Source organism: Microbacterium sp. BH-3-3-3, from assembly GCF_007679045.1.
GTDB classification, from domain to species: domain Bacteria; phylum Actinomycetota; class Actinomycetes; order Actinomycetales; family Microbacteriaceae; genus Microbacterium; species Microbacterium algihabitans.
Window position 1 is genome coordinate 1289536 of record NZ_VEFS01000001.1, and the last position, 14526, is coordinate 1304061.

Genomic DNA, 14526 nt, shown 5'->3' on the forward strand with positions numbered 1-14526 from the left:
GGAGGTCCCCGAGCCTGTCGAAGGGAGGTCCCTGAGCCTGTCGAAGGGAGGTCCCTGAGCCTGTCGAAGGGAGGTCCCCGAGCCTGTCGAAGGGAGGTCCCTGAGCCTGTCGAAGGGAGGTCCCTGAGCCTGTCGAAGGGAGGTCCCTGAGCCTGTCGAAGGGCCCGGCACCAACTGACGGCACCACCGAGGGTTAATTCTCTTCTTCCTCGCCAGGAAGCTGGCTAGCCTGCCGCGATGATCTACAACGTGCTGGAGGCGCGCAACAACCTTTCGAAGCTGATCGCCGAGGCCGAGTCGGGCGTCGAGGTCACGATCGCGCGGCGCGGGGTTCCGGTCGCGCGGATCGTTCCGATCGACGTCCAGCCCCCGCGTCCGCGCAACGCCTTCGCGAAGTGGTTGGAGGAGAACCCCCTGACGCCCGAGCTCGCGCGACCGGTCGAAGAGATCGAGGCGATCATCGCGGAGAATCGCGCGGCAGGGGCGTGATTTACGTCGACAGCTGCCTGGTCATCTATGCGGTCGAGCGCGACGACAGTGTCGGCGACCGCGCGAGCATGGCTCTCGCTGCAGCTCGTGCCCCCTTGGCGGCGAGCCCGCTCGTGATGCTCGAAGCGATGGTCGGACCCATGCGCGAGCGAGGCGCCGAGTCGCAGCTTCACATGTGGAGCGTCTTCGATCGTTTCGAGATGTTGCCGATCGAGCCCCACGCCTATGTCCAGGCTGCACGTCTGAGAGCTCGCAATCCCGGCCTGCAAACGGCAGATGCGCTGCACCTCGCCGTCGCGCAAGAGGAGGGGTGCTCGCTGCTGTGGACGAACGACTCGCGCCTGGCCGCGATCGCGCCGGGATTCGCGGTCGACGTGCTGCGGGCCGCCTGATCTTCACCGAGGGGCGCCGACCAGCGCCAGCAGACTCCGCTACCCTCGGCGGGCCAGTGCCTCTCGGCCCGCGACCACCCCGACGACCACCCCCTCAGGCATCGCGGCTCAGCGGTTCTCCCACCCGCGGGCCATCTCCACCACGGCAGCGACCGCGGCTTCGGTGTCGGCGGGTGAGCCGCCGGCGCGACCGGCCACCAGACCCGCGACGAACGCGCTGAGCGGTGCCGCCGGGCGGGCCACCCCGTTCGCGACGTCGCGCGCGAGGTCGAGGATCAGCGAGATCGGAATGTCGCCCTCGGCCAGATCGAAACGCTCCGCGAGGGCGGCGCTCCAGTCGTTCAGCGCCTCAGGCGGCAGCGTGCGGGATTCGGTCATGACTCCTCCTCGGGCCGTCGGGCGGGTCGACGACCGCGCCTGCGTCAGATCGTCCCACGTGTCGACGTCGCGCGTCAGGGACTCGTCCGCGGCGATCGCCGTGATGCGCAGCCCGCCCAGCAGCGCGCGCATCGAGGCATCTCGTCCGTCGTCGGGCAGGGCGGATGCCGCCTCCCGCAGCGCCCCGGTGCGGTATCGACCGATCAGCCACTGTCGACGCCCGTCGTCGAGGCAGGCGCCGTCGGCATCCGGAGTCATCTCGTCGGGCAGCAGATCGACCGCGGCGCGAGCGGTCGGCAGATCGCACGCGAGCACGTAGACCTCGTCGGCACGCACGCGGCCGAGGGCGGCGACGATGCCGGCGACCGGTCCTCCGAAGGGCGGGTCTTCGCGCACCCACTCGACGTCGGGGTCGTCAGCGAGCACGGGTGCGGCCACGACGATCCGCTGTGCGCCGTGGGACCGCACGGCCGCGATCGCCGCGTGCAGCAGGGTCGTTCCGTTCACCTCGAACAGCGGCTTCGTCGCCCCGTCGACGCGTGAGGCGCGTCCGCCGGCGAGCAGGATCGCATCGACGCTCACCACAGCAGCACCTCGACCGGATCGGCCGCGGCGACACCCCGCGTGCTCGGGGGGATCACGGCGAGACCGTTCGCGTCGCCGAAGCCGCGTGTGCCGCGCTCGACCGGCTCGGCCACCGGATGCGCGGGGTCTGAGCGGTCGATCCGCACGGGAACGTACTGCGCCCGCTCGGGCCGTGCGCGCCACTCGACGGCGAACGGGACCAGGGCGCGGGAACGGCCGAGCTCGCCGTCGCCCTCGAGCGCACGCAGGGCGGGACGCACGAAGAGCTCGAACGACACCGCCGCGCTGACCGGGTTGCCCGGCAGACCGAACAGCAGCGTGCCCGCCGCCGAGCGACCGAAGCCCTGCGGCTTTCCGGGCTGCATGCGCACGGGCTCGAATCGCATGAGGTCGCCGAGGGTGTTCTTCACGACCTCGTAGGCGCCCGCGCTCACCCCGCCCGAGAACACGACGACGTCGGCGCCCGCGGCCTCGGCGGCGGCGATCGCGCGACGCGGGCCGTCGCCGCTGTCGTCGACGCTCGTGCGCAGCACGACCTCGGCCCCCGCCTCCTCGGCGAGACCGGCGAGCAGCACGCTGTTCGATTCGGGGATCTGTCCGCGCCGCAGCGGTGTTCCCGCCGGTCGCAGCTCGGATCCCGTCGACACGATCGCCACCCGCGCGGCGCGCGCGACCGAGACGGTCCCGACTCCGGATGCCGCGATCGCACCGACCCGTCCCGCGGTCAGTCGCACCCCGGCGGCGGCGACGAGCGATCCGGCCCGCACGTCGGAGCCGCGTCGACGGATGTGCGCGCCGGGGCCGCGGGGCGCCGTGAGCACCACCACCGGGCCGAGCCCGCCCTCGAGCCCCTCGGCGGTCTCTTCGAACGGCACCACGGCGGTCGCGTCGGTGGGCACGGGGGCTCCGGTCATGATGCGCACCGCGTCACCAGGCCCGATCGACGGGTCGAGCTCGGAGCCGGCCGGCAGATCGGCGACCACCCGCAGGGTCGTCGGCCCTGCGGTGATGTCGTCGGCGCGCACGGCGAAGCCGTCCATCGCGGAGCAGTCGAACCCCGGCACATCGACCGCGGCGTGCACCGCGGCCCGCAGCACGCGGCCGCGCGCGGCCGCGACGTCACGCGGCTCGGATTCCAGCGGCACGACCGCCTCGAGGATCGCGGCGAGGTGCTCGGCGACGTCGATCACGCGAGCGGACCGGGGACTGTCGAGACCATGCCTTCAGCGTAGGCGTGGCCACCGACACCGCCCGCGCGTCAGAGGTCGAACCGGTGCGGAATGCCGCTCTCGCCGTCGCCCTCGCGATACGGCACGAAGCCCATCGCGACGTAATAGGCGAGTCCGGGGGCGTTGTCGGCGCCGATCGTGGCGTCGATGTGACGGAGTCCGGCGTCCTGCGCCGCGGCGATCGACCGCGCGAAGAGGCTCCGGCCGATGCCGCTGCGCCCCATGTCGGGGTGGATGTGGGTGCCGATGATGCCCCAGCCCTCCTCCACGCCGTACGGGTTCTCCGCCCAGGCGCGCTTGAGCGACTGGAAGCCGATCACCACCCCGTCGCGCACCGCCACCGTGAGGGCGATCGTGTGCTCGTCGTCGAGATAGCGCTCGCGCACGAAGTCGGCGTCGACCGCCCACGCGCGCAGCCCCGCCCGGTGGATGGCGTTCTGCACCTCGACCATGTCGTCGAGATCTTCGGGGCGCGCGTCGCGGAACTCGATCATGCGGTCATCCTTGCACTGCTTCTGATGCGCATGTCGGCGTGCCACGCGCCTCTCACCCGACCGCGACGGCGCTCCGATCGACGCGCAAGCCCGACGGCATCCGGATGCCGCTGCCCTACCGTGATCGCATGGACGGCCTGACGTACGCCGAGGTCGGCGCGACCGGCGGCACCATGCCCGCGGGCTACCACCACGTGCGCGCGCGGCGCGTGATCGGCCGTGGTCACGCGGACTTCGAGCGCGCGGCCGACCTGCTGCTGTCGGGAGCGGCGCAGCGACGCGCGGGGGCGCGGGTGACGCTGTCGGAGACGCCGATGCGCGTGGGCACGCTCGTCACGATGCGCCTGGGTCTCGGCATCCTGAGCTTCCGGATCCCCTGCCTGGTCGTGTGGGCCGAGCGGTCGGCCACCGTCGCGGGTTTCGCCTACGGAACGCTGCCAGGTCACCCGGAGCGCGGGGAGGAACGCTTCACCCTGACTCTTCGGCCGGACCACGAGGTGGTCTTCGAGATCGCCGCCTTCTCGAAGCCGGGCCGCTGGTTCACCCGCATCGGCGCCCCTCTCGGTCGTCGCGTGCAGGCGTGGATGACCGGGCGCTACCTGCGCGCCCTCGACGCGCGCTGAACCGGCCTGTATCCCACGTTCGGCCGCCCTTGGCAACGCCCTGGACCTCTTCTCGCGGCTTCTCGACCCTGGCGAAGCGCTTCTCGACGACGAGGGCGCGCGCGAGAGGAGACCCCATGAGCATCGAGACCACCGCCGCCGACCGGTCCTTCCGGTGACGCTCTCCCCCGCCCGGCCTCGCACTCCCCTCACGAAACGCCGCCCTCCGCGGCAGAAGGTGAAGTACAACCGCCGCGAGGCGATCGCCGGCTACCTGTTCATCTCGCCCTGGATCCTCGGGTTCCTCGTCTTCACGGCGGGGGCGATGATCTACAGCCTCGTCATCTCGTTCTCGAGCTACAACCTCGCGACGGGGGCCGCCCGACCGGTCGGCGTCACGAACTACTCTCAACTGTTCGAAGATCCGCGGGTCGCCGTCTCGCTCGGCAACACGCTGTTCTACGCCGTCATGGCGGTGCCGCTCGAGATCGCGTTCGCCCTGGTCCTCGCGTTGCTGCTGAGCCGGGTCGGCCGCGGGGCCGGCATCTTCCGCACGCTCTACTACCTGCCGAAGATGACGCCGGCGGTCGCCACCGCCGCGGTGTTCTTCCTACTGCTGAACGGCAATTCCGGCGCGATCAATCAGGCGCTCCGAGCCGTCGGCATCCCCGGTCCGCAGTGGCTCGTCGACCCGGCGTGGGTGAAGCCGAGCATCGTCCTGATGGCACTGTGGACCGTCAGCGGCACCATGGTCATCTTCCTCGCGGCCATCAAGAACGTGCCCGTCGACCTCTACGAGGTTGCGCAGATCGACGGCGCAGGTCCCGTCCGCCGCTTCTTCTCCATCACTCTGCCGATGATCTCGGGTGCGATGTTCTTCAACGTCATCGTGCTGACGATCGCGGCCTTCCAGGTGTTCGACCAGGCCTACCTGCTGTTCTGGCGCGACCAGAGCAACGCCTCGCCCGAAGCATCGCTCTTCTACGCGATCTACCTCTTCCAGCAGGCGTTCCGGCAGTTCAACTTCGGCTTCGCCGCGGCGATGGCGTGGCTGCTGTTCGTGATCATCCTGCTCATCACGATCGTGCAGGTGCGCCTCGGCAACCGCTTCGTCTACTACGAGGGGGATCGCTGATGGCCGACACCCTGCAGACCCCGGGCGTCGCGCAGGCCCGGCCCGAGCTGGCGGCATCCGTCACGAGGGCGCCGCGATGGCGCCGTGCGCTGAAGCAGCCCAAGACCCTGGCGGGCCGCGTGGTCCTCGCGGCAGTGCTGGTCGTCTTCGCGCTGCTGTTCCTCTACCCCTTCGCGTGGCTGCTCGCGGCGAGCCTCAAGCCGCGCGGCGAGGTGTTCGACAACGCCCTGATCCCGAAGACCTTCACCCCGGGCAACTACGCCGAGGTGTGGACCCAGCTCCCGCTGCTCAACTGGATGTTCAACAGCGTCGCGATCGCTCTGCTGGCGGCGACGACCGTCGCGGTGATGAGCTCGATCGTCGCCTTCGGCTTCGCGTACTTCCGCTTTCCCGGCCGCGGGCTGCTGTTCGGGCTCGTGCTCGCGACGATGATGCTGCCCGGTGCGGTCACGATGATCCCGATCTACCTGATCTGGAAGGAGACCGGGCTGCTCGGCACCTGGGTGCCGCTGTGGGGCATGAATCTGTTCGGCTCGGCCTTCTACATCTTCCTGCAGCGGCAGTTCTTCCTCGGCGTCCCCCGGGAGTTGTTCGAGGCGGCGCGGCTCGACGGCGCCAGCGCCTGGGGCCTGTTCTGGCGCATCGCCATGCCGCTGTCGATCCCGTCGTTCATCATCGTGTTCCTGTTCGAGTTCCAGGCGAGCTGGAACAACCTCCAGGCCGCGCTCATCTACCTCAACGCCGGCAGCGTCGAGGAATTCACCGCGCCGCTGGGCATCGCATACGCCATGACGAAATACAGCCCCAGCGCGGGCGGTCAGGGCGACTACCAGTACGTGATGGTCGCGTCGCTGCTGGTGACCCTCCCGATGCTGATCATCTTCGCCTTCGGTCAGCGCTACTTCATCGAGGGCGTCGCAACCCAGGGCCGCAAAGGCTGACACTCCCCCCTCTCGAAAGGACACATCATGCGAAAGCGCTCCCTCGCCGGCGCCGCGGTCGTCGCGGCATCCGCCATCGCCCTCACCTCGTGCAGCGCGGGCTCCGACGACCCCGCCGCCGACGTCGACTTCTCCGCCGCACCGACGGGCGCTCTCGCCGCGTGGGGCTTCGAGAACGCGGATGACGTGGGGCAATCGCGCCTCGACTACGCCGCCGGCCAACTCCCCGACGTCGAGGTGACCCTGGATGCCACGGCCTTCGACGCCCAGAAGTTCACGACCCGCATCGCGAGCGGCGACGTCCCCGACGTGGTGCAGATGGACCGCCGCTACGTCACCACCTACGCCGCGCAGGGTTTGCTGATCCCCCTCGACGCGTGCTTCGAGGCCGAAGGCGTCACCCCGAACGAGCGCTGGTACCAGAACGTCGTCGACGACGTGACCTACGACGGCGGCGTCTACGCGGTGTCGCAGTTCTACCAGCCGCCCGCGATCCTGCTGAACATGAACATGCTGAACGAGGCCGGGGTGACACCCGCTGAGTTCGACACCTCGAAGATGGACGGGCTGCTCGCCGCGGTCGGCAAGATCTACCAGGCCTCCGGCGGCACCCCGTCGCGTCTCGGCTTCGATCCCGTCGCGACGGGACAGGGCGGACTCTGGGTTCTCGGCATGGGCGGACAGCTGACGGATGCCGAGGGCAAGCCGACCCTCGACGATCCCGCCAACGCGGCGGGCATCGACGCGCTGAAGCAGATCACCGACGCCCAGGGCGGCTACGCGGCGGTGAAGAGCTTCACCGACTCCTTCGACACGTTCGGCGACGCCAACCAGTTCGTGAAGAACCAGGTCGGCGCGCAGGTGGCCAACCAGTGGTACCCGAACGTGCTCGGCGCCTACCGCGACCAGGTCTCGCTGCAGGCGGTCCCGTTCCGCGATGCAGAAGGGCAGCCGTTCTCGCTCGCATCGGGCACCGCGTTCGCGATCCCCGTGGGGGCGAAGAACCCCGCGGCGGCCTGCGCCTGGATGACCGACCTCACCTCGACCGACGCCTGGATGGCGGCCGGCGCTGCGCGCGCCGCGACGATCGAGAGCAAGGGCGGGCTCAACACCGGCCTGTTCACCGGTTCGCCCGAGGCCGACGCGATGATCCGCGATCAGTTCGTGGTGCCGACCGGCGACAGTGGCTTCGATCAGGTGATCTCGACGTACTACGACGTGGTCGAGAGCGGGAAGTCGTTCGGTTCGTCGCCCGCCGGGCAGGACATCCAGAACGAGCTCAACAACGCGATCACCGCGGTCCTCCTCGGCGACAAGACGACCGAGCAGGCCCTGGCCGACGCGCAACAGGCCGCGCAGCGGGCCTACGACAACGCCACCGCGAACTAGCCGGGCACGCTGGGGGCGGGCGCCGCCCGGCGTCCGCCCCCGCCGCGTGCACGACTCCGGAAGAACCGTCGCCCCGCGCACGTGCCCTCCCGCGATTCCGGCGTCCCGCGCCCCTGGTCGCTGCGGAGTTCCGGAGTTGTTCACGCGGGTAGGCCGGCGGACAGACCGAAGGCCCCGCCGGAGCGGGGCCTTCAGATACCAGTCGGTTCAGGACCGCGGACGCTCGTCCTCGACGACCGACTGCACGCTGTCGGTCGCGGGGGTCTTGTCGTCGGCGCGCACCTCGTCGGCGGCGATCGCGATGTCGATCGCGGCGTCTTCGAGAGCCTCCGCGACGACGTCGCTCACGTCTCCACGGTCATCCGCGGCGGGCGCCGTGCGCTCGGGCTCGAGACCCTCGGTCACGCGATCCGCTGCGGCGATGTCCGACTCCGCGTCGGCGGCGGCCACGCGCTCGCGCGCCTGGCGGACCGTCTCGTCGACGGCGGCGGCGGCTCCGGCCGCGACGTCCTTGGTCTTCGACACGGCGGTGTCGATCGTCTCCGAGGCGCTGGCCGCGAGGTCCTGCGACCGCGTGCGCACCTCGTCCGCCACGTCCGACGCCCGGGCCTTCGCGTCGTCGGCCACGGCCGAGGCGCGATCCGCGACGTCCTTCGCCTTGGCCTTCGCGTCGTCTGCGAGGTCCGAGGCCCGTGCGGCCACGGCATCCGCCCGCTCTTCGGCCTCGGCTACGACATCGCGGTCGTTCGGTCCGAAGACCCCCGTCACCACCACGTCGACGTCGACCCGGCCGCGGCCCATCGGCTCGAGCGCGGTGCGGACGGCCCGGCGGACCTCGTCCGACACCTCGCGCAGCTTGTGCGGGTAGTCGACGACCAGCGAGATGGTCGCGGTGACTCCGTCGGCGCGGTCGGTGTCGATCTTCACGCCCGGGGCGGTGCGGGCGAGGCCGACCCGCTCGCGGACAGCGTCGGACGCGCGGCCGAGCAGGCTGCCGAGCGCGTGAACGCCCGGCACGGAGCTTGCGGCCGTCGCCGCGAGCGTAGCCGCGGCCTCGAGGTCGGGCGGGTCGATGGTCGCATCGATGCTGGACATCACGTCTCCTCGTGGGGGTGTCAGTGCACGCGGGTGTTGTCGCGAGCGAGCTTGGCGCGCAGACCCGAGTGGATCGAGATGTAGGCGCGCAGGTTCTGTCCGGTGAGGGCGGCGAGGTTCGTCACGAGCGTGTCGACGTGCTCGGCCACCTGGCGCGGCGAGGTGTTCTGTCGCGGGGTCACCGCGACGTGCAGCACGGACTCGTGCTGGATCTCGCCGGCGCTGACGCGCGACGACAGGATCTCGTCGCGCTCAGCGAGCGCGTTCTTCAGCGCCTCCGAGGCGAACCCGTCGGTCACCGTGATGCGACCTTCGTCGCTGGCGCTGCCGGTGGACTGCAGGGGCGCCTGACGCCGACCGCGGACGGCGGACGAGGCGATGACGATGAGCACGATGGCGATCACCACGAAGGCGGCGACGGCTCCCCAGCCGGCGGATTCGCGTCCGAGCGACTCGAGCCAGCCCTGGAATCCGCCCATGACGGTGGTCCAGGTGTCGGCGCCGCCGGGCACGAGCCCGACCAGCAGCGCGAGGGTCGCGAGCGCCAGCAGCACGAGGGCGACCACGAAGAGGATGAAGCGGTTCAGACCGCGACGCGTGGCGTTCATCGGGACTCCTTGGTGTCGGGGCGCTCGACGCGCAGGTGAGTGCGCACGGCGGGGGTGAGCTTGTAGGCGGCGACCTCCTCGTCGACGATGCGACGCAGCTGCGCCTCATCGACCGGGATGCCGACCGGGGGACGCACCGTCACGTCGACGGCGCGGTGGGCGACGCCCACGACGATGTCGTCACGGGCGATGCCCGATTCGTTGCTGAGGTGCTGGGCGAGGGCGGATGCCACGACGCCGTTGTCGACGACGACGGCACGGTCGCCCCACTCCATCTCGTGGCGCGAGAGGCGCCCGGGCTTGAGGGCGAGGATCAGCACGATCAGGCCGAGGATGGCCAGCACGACGCCGGCGACGATGAAGGCGACCGGCATGAGCGCAGTCGGAGCCGCCACGAGGGCGTTCAGGGCCTCGCCGGGACCGACCAGCAGCGGCTGGGCTCCCGCGAGGTGGAGGATGATCTCGACCGCGGCGTACGCCAGCGCGAGCAGCAGCAGCACGACCACGATGAGCATGGCCACGGTGCGCGGGGAGTGGGTCTCGCGGCGCACGACGGTGCGGAGCACGCTATCGCTCATCACAACACTCGCTTTCGCTGGGGGGCGCTGGCGCCCGTGATGGTCAGGTCGACGCGCGAGACCTCGCGGCCGAACAGCCGGGTCAGACGCGTGCGCAGTTCGCCCTGGGCCGCGCGTGCTGCGTCGAGCACGGGGGTCGCGGCGCGGACGGCCTCGGTGTCGTCGAGGCGGGGGACGGGGAAGGGCGTCGACACGCGCACCACGGCGGAGTCGCGGGACGAGACGATCTCGACGTGGACGTTCTTGGCATCCACGCCGACGATGTCGGCGGCGGCCCGCTCGGCCGTCTTCTGCAGCACGCGGTCGGCGATGTTCACCCGACCGGCGGGGAGGCCGGGGCCGGCAACCGTGGTGCGGTTGCCGACCCCGGGGGAAGCGGTGACGGTGGTCACGATGTGCTCCGACCCTTGAAGGCGTTGACGACGTTGCGGACGTCGATCTCACCCGCGGTCATGCGGGCGACGACCACACCGATCGCCATGAACAGGGCGACGAGGATGAATCCCCAGAAGCCGAAGATCAGGGCGCTGAGGGCCAGCACCAGGCCGGCGAGCGCGCCCTTCGTGCTGACGCTCACTGGACGCGCTTCTCGGACTCGGCGTCGTTGTTCTCGTCGCCCGGGATGTGGACGTCGTTCACGTCGACGTTGACCTCGACGACCTCGAGGCCGACGAGACGGTTGATCGCACCGGCGACGCGGGCGCGCACCTGGTCGGCGACCTCCTGGATGGGGGCGCCGTACTCGACGACGATGGTGACGTCGGCGGCGGCCTGGGTCTCGCCCACCTCGACCTTGACGCCCTGCGTCAGGTCGGTGGCGTTCATGGCGTCGCGGATGGCGCCGAGGGCGCGGGCTCCGCCGCCACCGAGGGCGTACACGCCGGTGACCTCGCGGGCCGCGATGCCGGCGACCTTGGCGACGACGCCTTCGGCGATCGTGGTCTTGCCTTCGGTGTGGGCCTCCGGGCCGCGTCCGCCGAGGGGGCGGTTCACGCGCGACGCCGCCTGGGGGACGTTCTGCGCAGCGGGAGTGGTGGTGGTGTCGGTAGCCATGTCCGTGCCTTTCGATGTCTGGACCCGGTTGCTCCGGGGTGGCGCTTCGGCCTACATGACTAAGACGTAGTGGGTGGGGGAATCGTCACGCCGCGCTTGAAAAATCTCGAAGAATCTGTATTCGACAGAATGGGAAAGGCCGATTCCCGCAGGATTGCGGAGATGAGCGCGGTCCCACCGCCCGATGCGGTGCGCCGCGGAATCGCGCGGAATCGACGGTCTTTCCGCCGCCCGTGGGGCCCGAACGCGGGCGTACGCTCGACCCATGCCCCCCATCTCGCTCGCGGCCAGGTCCTGACGTGGGCCGCCTCACCGCCTCCCGTCGCGTCACGCGTCTCACCCTCGACGGCGTGAACAGGCAGAGACCGGATGCCGTGGCGGTGGAGGAACCGCTCGAGATCCGCGTCGCCGGCACCCCCCTGTCGGTGACCATGCGCACGCCCGGTCACGACGTCGAACTCGCCGCCGGGTTCCTCGTCTCGGAGGGCGTCATCAGCCGTGGCGACCAGTTCTCTCGCGCGATCCACTGCGGGGGGCCCGGGACGGGCGGCGCCGAGGGCAACACCTACAACGTCCTCGACCTGACCCTCGCGCCGGGAGTGGACCTGCCCTCCCCCGACATCGCGCGCTCCTTCTACACGACGAGCTCGTGCGGGGTCTGCGGCACGGCGTCGATCGAGGCCGTCGAGAAGGTGTCGAGCTACGACGTCGCCTCCGACGGCATCCGGGTCTCGGCCCACGACGTCGCCGCCTTCCCCGATCGCCTGCGCGAGCAGCAGAAGACCTTCGACAAGACCGGCGGACTCCACGGCGCGGCGCTCTTCGACGTCGCCACCGGCGAGCTGCTCGTCGCCCGCGAAGACGTGGGACGCCACAACGCGGTCGACAAGGTGGTCGGCTGGGCCCTGCTGAACGACCGTCTGCCGCTGCGCGGTACCGTGCTACACGTGTCGGGCCGCGTGAGCTTCGAGCTCGTGCAGAAGGCCGTGATGGCCGGCATCCCGATGCTCTCCGCCGTCTCGGCGCCCTCGTCGCTCGCGATCGAGCTCGCCGAGCGCGCGGGTCTCACCCTCGCCGCCTTCGTGCGGGGCAACAGCATGAATCTGTACACGCGGACGGATCGCATCATCGCACCGTCCACAACCCCCGCGACGACCGACCTCGCGAGCGTACGCTGACGACGACCGGATGCCACGGGCCCGGCGCCACGACCATCGGAGGAACTGTTATGGGTGAGTCGTTCGGATTGATGACCGAAGAGCCGCGCCAGGGGGGCCTCGGCCCGCAGGTCGACGGCGACTGGTCGAGCACCGGTGCCTACGAGCACCCGGCCGCCGGCTGGGGCGCCGCCCTCACCGTCGGCAAGGTGCTCTACGAACAGCGCCAGCCGATCGCGGGCACCAAGGCGATGTTCACGATGAACCACCCGAAGAGCGGTTTCGACTGCCCCGGGTGCGCCTGGCCCGACGACAAAGGCGTCACCCTCGACATCTGCGAGAACGGCATCAAGCACGTCACGTGGGAGATGACCCACAAGCGGGTCGGTAAAGAGTTCTTCGCCGAGAACTCCGTGAGCGAGCTGTCGCAGTGGAGCGACTTCGAACTCGAAGACGCCGGTCGCCTCGTCGGTCCGATGGTCTACGACGCCGAGACCGACCACTACGTGCCGATCTCGTGGAATGACGCGTTCCGCATGATCGCGCAGCACCTCACCGCGCTGGAATCCCCCGATCAGGCGGCCTTCTACACGTCGGGGCGCCTCAGCAACGAGGCCTCGTTCCTCTACCAGCTGTTCGCGCGCGAGCTCGGGACGAACAACCTCCCCGACTGCTCGAACATGTGCCACGAGGGCTCGGGTCGTGGGCTCACGGCATCCCTCGCCACCGGCAAGGGCACCGCAGACCTCGAGGACTGGGAGAACGCCGACGCGCTGTTCGTCCTCGGCGTCAACGCGGCCTCGAACGCCCCGCGCATGCTCACCAGCCTCGCCGAGGCGATCGACCGCGGCGCTCAGGTCGTGCACGTGAACCCGCTGCGCGAGGTCGCCGGCACCCGCACGATCGTGCCGCACGAGATCGTCGACATGGCGACCTTCCACTCCACCCCGACCAGCACGATGAACTTGCAGGTGCGCCCCGGCGGCGACCTCGCCCTCATCCGCGGCATGGCCAAGGTGGTCTTCGAGGCCTCGGCGACCGACCCCACCGCGATCGATCTGGCGTTCCTCGACCAGTACACGAGCGGGCTCGACGAGTACCGCGCGATGGTCGAGGCGACGACGTGGGCCGAACTCGTCGAGCAGGCGGGTCTGACCGAGACCGAGATCCGCCAGGCCGCGGCGGTCTACCTCGCCTCGGAGCGCTGCGTCATCAGCTGGTGCCTCGGCGTCAGCCAGCACCAGCACGGCGTCGACACCGTGCGCGAGATCGTCAACCTGCTGCTGCTGCGCGGCAACGTCGGGCGCACGGGCACCGGCCCCTCGCCCGTGCGCGGTCACAGCAACGTGCAGGGCAACCGCACCTGCGGCATCAACCACAAGCCCACCGAGGACTGGCTCGCGAAGCTCGACGAGGTCTGCGGCATCACCTCGCCCCGCGAGCCCGGCCTCGACACCGTGCACACGGTCGCGGCGCTGCACCGCGGCGACCTCAAGGTCTTCCTCGGCATGGGCGGCAACTTCGTGCGGGCCGCTCCCGACACCAAGCTCACCGCCGAGGGCATGGGACGCTGCGAGTTGACCGCGCACGTGAGCACGAAGCTCAACCGCAGCCACCTCACCCACGGCAAGGCGGCGCTTATTCTCCCGTGCCTCGGCCGCACCGAGCGCGACGAGCAGGAGTCGGGGCCCCAGTCGATCTCGACCGAGGATGCCATGAGCTCCGTCATGCTCTCGCTCGGCTCTCGCAAGCCCGCCTCCCCGCACCTGCTGAGCGAGCCCGAGATCATCGCGCGCATCGCCCGCGCGACCATGCCCGAGTCGGCGACGCCGTGGGAGTGGTACGTCGGCGACTACGACCGCATCCGCGACACGATGGCCAAGGCGCTGCCCGGCTTCGAGGGCTTCAACCAGCTGGTGCGCCAGCCCTACGGCTTCCGCATCCCGCAGCCCGCGCGCGAGCGCGACTTCCAGACGCCGTCGGGCAAGGCCGAGTTCTCGCACGCCGAGCTGCCGAACGTCATCCCCGAAGAGGCCGACGTGCTGGTGCTGCAGACCATGCGCTCGCACGACCAGTGGAACACCACCATCTACTCGGCCGACGACCGCTACCGCGGCGTGCGCAACATCCGCGAGCTCGTCTTCATGAACCGGCGCGACATGAAGGAGCGCGGCATCGCCGAGGGCGACCTCGTCGACATCGTCGCCACTTCGCGCGACGGCTCGGTGCGCAGCGTCACGGCGTTCCGCGCACTGGAGTACGACACCCCGCGCGGCAGCGCCGCCGGGTACTTCCCCGAGATGAACGTGCTGCTCGGCCCCGACGACTACAGCCGTCAGAGCGACCAGCCGCTGATGAAGGACATCCGGGTGCGCATCGCGAAGACGGCCTGACGCCGGGA

General features: G+C 70.4%; 17 protein-coding genes. 8 read left to right on the forward strand and 9 right to left on the reverse strand.

Annotated features, from left to right (window positions below; translation table 11 throughout):
- Nucleotides 1-237 precede the first annotated feature (237 nt).
- Both FS769_RS06020 and FS769_RS06025 read left to right on the forward strand, forming a co-directional pair.
- Nucleotides 238-489 (forward strand): type II toxin-antitoxin system Phd/YefM family antitoxin, encoded by a 252-nt coding sequence (locus tag FS769_RS06020; RefSeq protein ID WP_144830695.1) that lies wholly within the window; start codon nt 238-240, stop codon nt 487-489.
- Nucleotides 486-881: a PIN domain-containing protein gene (locus FS769_RS06025; RefSeq protein WP_186325436.1), complete on the forward strand. Its 396-nt coding sequence runs from the start codon at nt 486-488 to the stop codon at nt 879-881. The genes FS769_RS06020 and FS769_RS06025 overlap by 4 nt, the downstream gene beginning before the upstream one ends.
- Nucleotides 882-989: 108 nt before the next feature.
- Here the strand turns inward: FS769_RS06025 and FS769_RS17050 are convergent, their stop codons facing one another.
- From FS769_RS17050 to FS769_RS06040, 3 genes are all read right to left on the reverse strand, one after another.
- Nucleotides 990-1841: a molybdenum cofactor guanylyltransferase gene (locus tag FS769_RS17050; protein ID WP_260979704.1), complete on the reverse strand. Its 852-nt coding sequence runs from the start codon at nt 1839-1841 to the stop codon at nt 990-992.
- Nucleotides 1838-3034, reverse strand: a complete 1197-nt coding sequence (gene glp / locus FS769_RS06035; protein ID WP_144830703.1) for a gephyrin-like molybdotransferase Glp — start codon at nt 3032-3034, stop codon at nt 1838-1840. Before glp ends, FS769_RS17050 begins: the two co-directional genes overlap by 4 nt.
- A 68-nt stretch (nt 3035-3102) precedes the next feature.
- A complete protein-coding gene (locus tag FS769_RS06040; protein WP_144830707.1) occupies nt 3103-3567 on the reverse strand; it encodes a GNAT family N-acetyltransferase in 465 nt (154 codons plus the stop codon).
- A gap of 38 nt (nt 3568-3605) precedes the next feature.
- Here FS769_RS06040 and FS769_RS06045 point away from each other — a divergent pair, with 38 nt between their 5' ends.
- The 4 genes from FS769_RS06045 (at nt 3606) to FS769_RS06060 (ending at nt 7634) form a co-directional block, all read left to right on the forward strand.
- Nucleotides 3606-4190: a DUF1990 family protein gene (locus FS769_RS06045; protein ID WP_260979705.1), complete on the forward strand. Its 585-nt coding sequence runs from the start codon at nt 3606-3608 to the stop codon at nt 4188-4190.
- Between the two features lie 154 nt (nt 4191-4344).
- Nucleotides 4345-5304, forward strand: a complete 960-nt coding sequence (locus FS769_RS06050; RefSeq protein ID WP_144830710.1) for a carbohydrate ABC transporter permease — start codon at nt 4345-4347, stop codon at nt 5302-5304.
- Complete coding sequence (locus FS769_RS06055; RefSeq protein ID WP_144830713.1) at nt 5304-6245, forward strand: carbohydrate ABC transporter permease; 942 nt, start codon at nt 5304-5306, stop codon at nt 6243-6245. The genes FS769_RS06050 and FS769_RS06055 overlap by 1 nt, the downstream gene beginning before the upstream one ends.
- A 27-nt stretch (nt 6246-6272) precedes the next feature.
- Nucleotides 6273-7634: an ABC transporter substrate-binding protein gene (locus tag FS769_RS06060; RefSeq protein WP_144830716.1), complete on the forward strand. Its 1362-nt coding sequence runs from the start codon at nt 6273-6275 to the stop codon at nt 7632-7634.
- A gap of 207 nt (nt 7635-7841) precedes the next feature.
- Here the strand turns inward: FS769_RS06060 and FS769_RS06065 are convergent, their stop codons facing one another.
- From FS769_RS06065 to FS769_RS06090, 6 genes are read right to left on the reverse strand one after another with little or no spacing between them, the layout of a single operon-like run.
- Complete coding sequence (locus FS769_RS06065; RefSeq protein ID WP_144830719.1) at nt 7842-8729, reverse strand: Asp23/Gls24 family envelope stress response protein; 888 nt, start codon at nt 8727-8729, stop codon at nt 7842-7844.
- Nucleotides 8730-8749: 20 nt separating this feature from the next.
- Nucleotides 8750-9337 carry a hypothetical protein gene (locus FS769_RS06070; protein ID WP_144830722.1) on the reverse strand — a complete coding sequence of 196 codons (588 nt, stop codon included), beginning with the start codon at nt 9335-9337 and terminating at the stop codon, nt 8750-8752.
- Nucleotides 9334-9915: a DUF6286 domain-containing protein gene (locus tag FS769_RS06075; protein ID WP_144830725.1), complete on the reverse strand. Its 582-nt coding sequence runs from the start codon at nt 9913-9915 to the stop codon at nt 9334-9336. The genes FS769_RS06070 and FS769_RS06075 overlap by 4 nt, the downstream gene beginning before the upstream one ends.
- Complete coding sequence (locus tag FS769_RS06080) at nt 9915-10307, reverse strand: hypothetical protein (RefSeq protein ID WP_144830728.1); 393 nt, start codon at nt 10305-10307, stop codon at nt 9915-9917. The genes FS769_RS06075 and FS769_RS06080 overlap by 1 nt, the downstream gene beginning before the upstream one ends.
- The gene (locus FS769_RS06085) at nt 10304-10492 is read right to left on the reverse strand and encodes a DUF2273 domain-containing protein (RefSeq protein WP_144830731.1); all 189 of its coding nucleotides are present in this window, start codon (nt 10490-10492) and stop codon (nt 10304-10306) included. Before FS769_RS06085 ends, FS769_RS06080 begins: the two co-directional genes overlap by 4 nt.
- Nucleotides 10489-10968, reverse strand: a complete 480-nt coding sequence (locus tag FS769_RS06090) for an Asp23/Gls24 family envelope stress response protein (RefSeq protein ID WP_144830734.1) — start codon at nt 10966-10968, stop codon at nt 10489-10491. Before FS769_RS06090 ends, FS769_RS06085 begins: the two co-directional genes overlap by 4 nt.
- A gap of 299 nt (nt 10969-11267) precedes the next feature.
- Here FS769_RS06090 and fdhD point away from each other — a divergent pair, with 299 nt between their 5' ends.
- Nucleotides 11268-12146: a formate dehydrogenase accessory sulfurtransferase FdhD gene (gene fdhD / locus FS769_RS06095; protein ID WP_144830737.1), complete on the forward strand. Its 879-nt coding sequence runs from the start codon at nt 11268-11270 to the stop codon at nt 12144-12146.
- A gap of 50 nt (nt 12147-12196) precedes the next feature.
- A complete protein-coding gene (locus FS769_RS06100) occupies nt 12197-14518 on the forward strand; it encodes an FdhF/YdeP family oxidoreductase (RefSeq protein WP_144830740.1) in 2322 nt (773 codons plus the stop codon).
- Nucleotides 14519-14526: the final 8 nt, after the last annotated feature.

Coding starts and splice junctions, on each gene's coding strand:
- FS769_RS06040 (WP_144830707.1), bottom strand. CDS start 3,567: ATGATCGAGTTCCGCGACGCGCGCCCCGAAGATCTCGACGACATGGTC.
- FS769_RS06070 (WP_144830722.1), bottom strand. CDS start 9,337: ATGAACGCCACGCGTCGCGGTCTGAACCGCTTCATCCTCTTCGTGGTC.
- FS769_RS06100 (WP_144830740.1), top strand. CDS start 12,197: ATGGGTGAGTCGTTCGGATTGATGACCGAAGAGCCGCGCCAGGGGGGC.
- FS769_RS06055 (WP_144830713.1), top strand. CDS start 5,304: ATGGCCGACACCCTGCAGACCCCGGGCGTCGCGCAGGCCCGGCCCGAG.
- FS769_RS06060 (WP_144830716.1), top strand. CDS start 6,273: ATGCGAAAGCGCTCCCTCGCCGGCGCCGCGGTCGTCGCGGCATCCGCC.
- FS769_RS06075 (WP_144830725.1), bottom strand. CDS start 9,915: ATGAGCGATAGCGTGCTCCGCACCGTCGTGCGCCGCGAGACCCACTCC.
- FS769_RS06020 (WP_144830695.1), top strand. CDS start 238: ATGATCTACAACGTGCTGGAGGCGCGCAACAACCTTTCGAAGCTGATC.
- FS769_RS06090 (WP_144830734.1), bottom strand. CDS start 10,968: ATGGCTACCGACACCACCACCACTCCCGCTGCGCAGAACGTCCCCCAG.
- FS769_RS06065 (WP_144830719.1), bottom strand. CDS start 8,729: ATGTCCAGCATCGATGCGACCATCGACCCGCCCGACCTCGAGGCCGCG.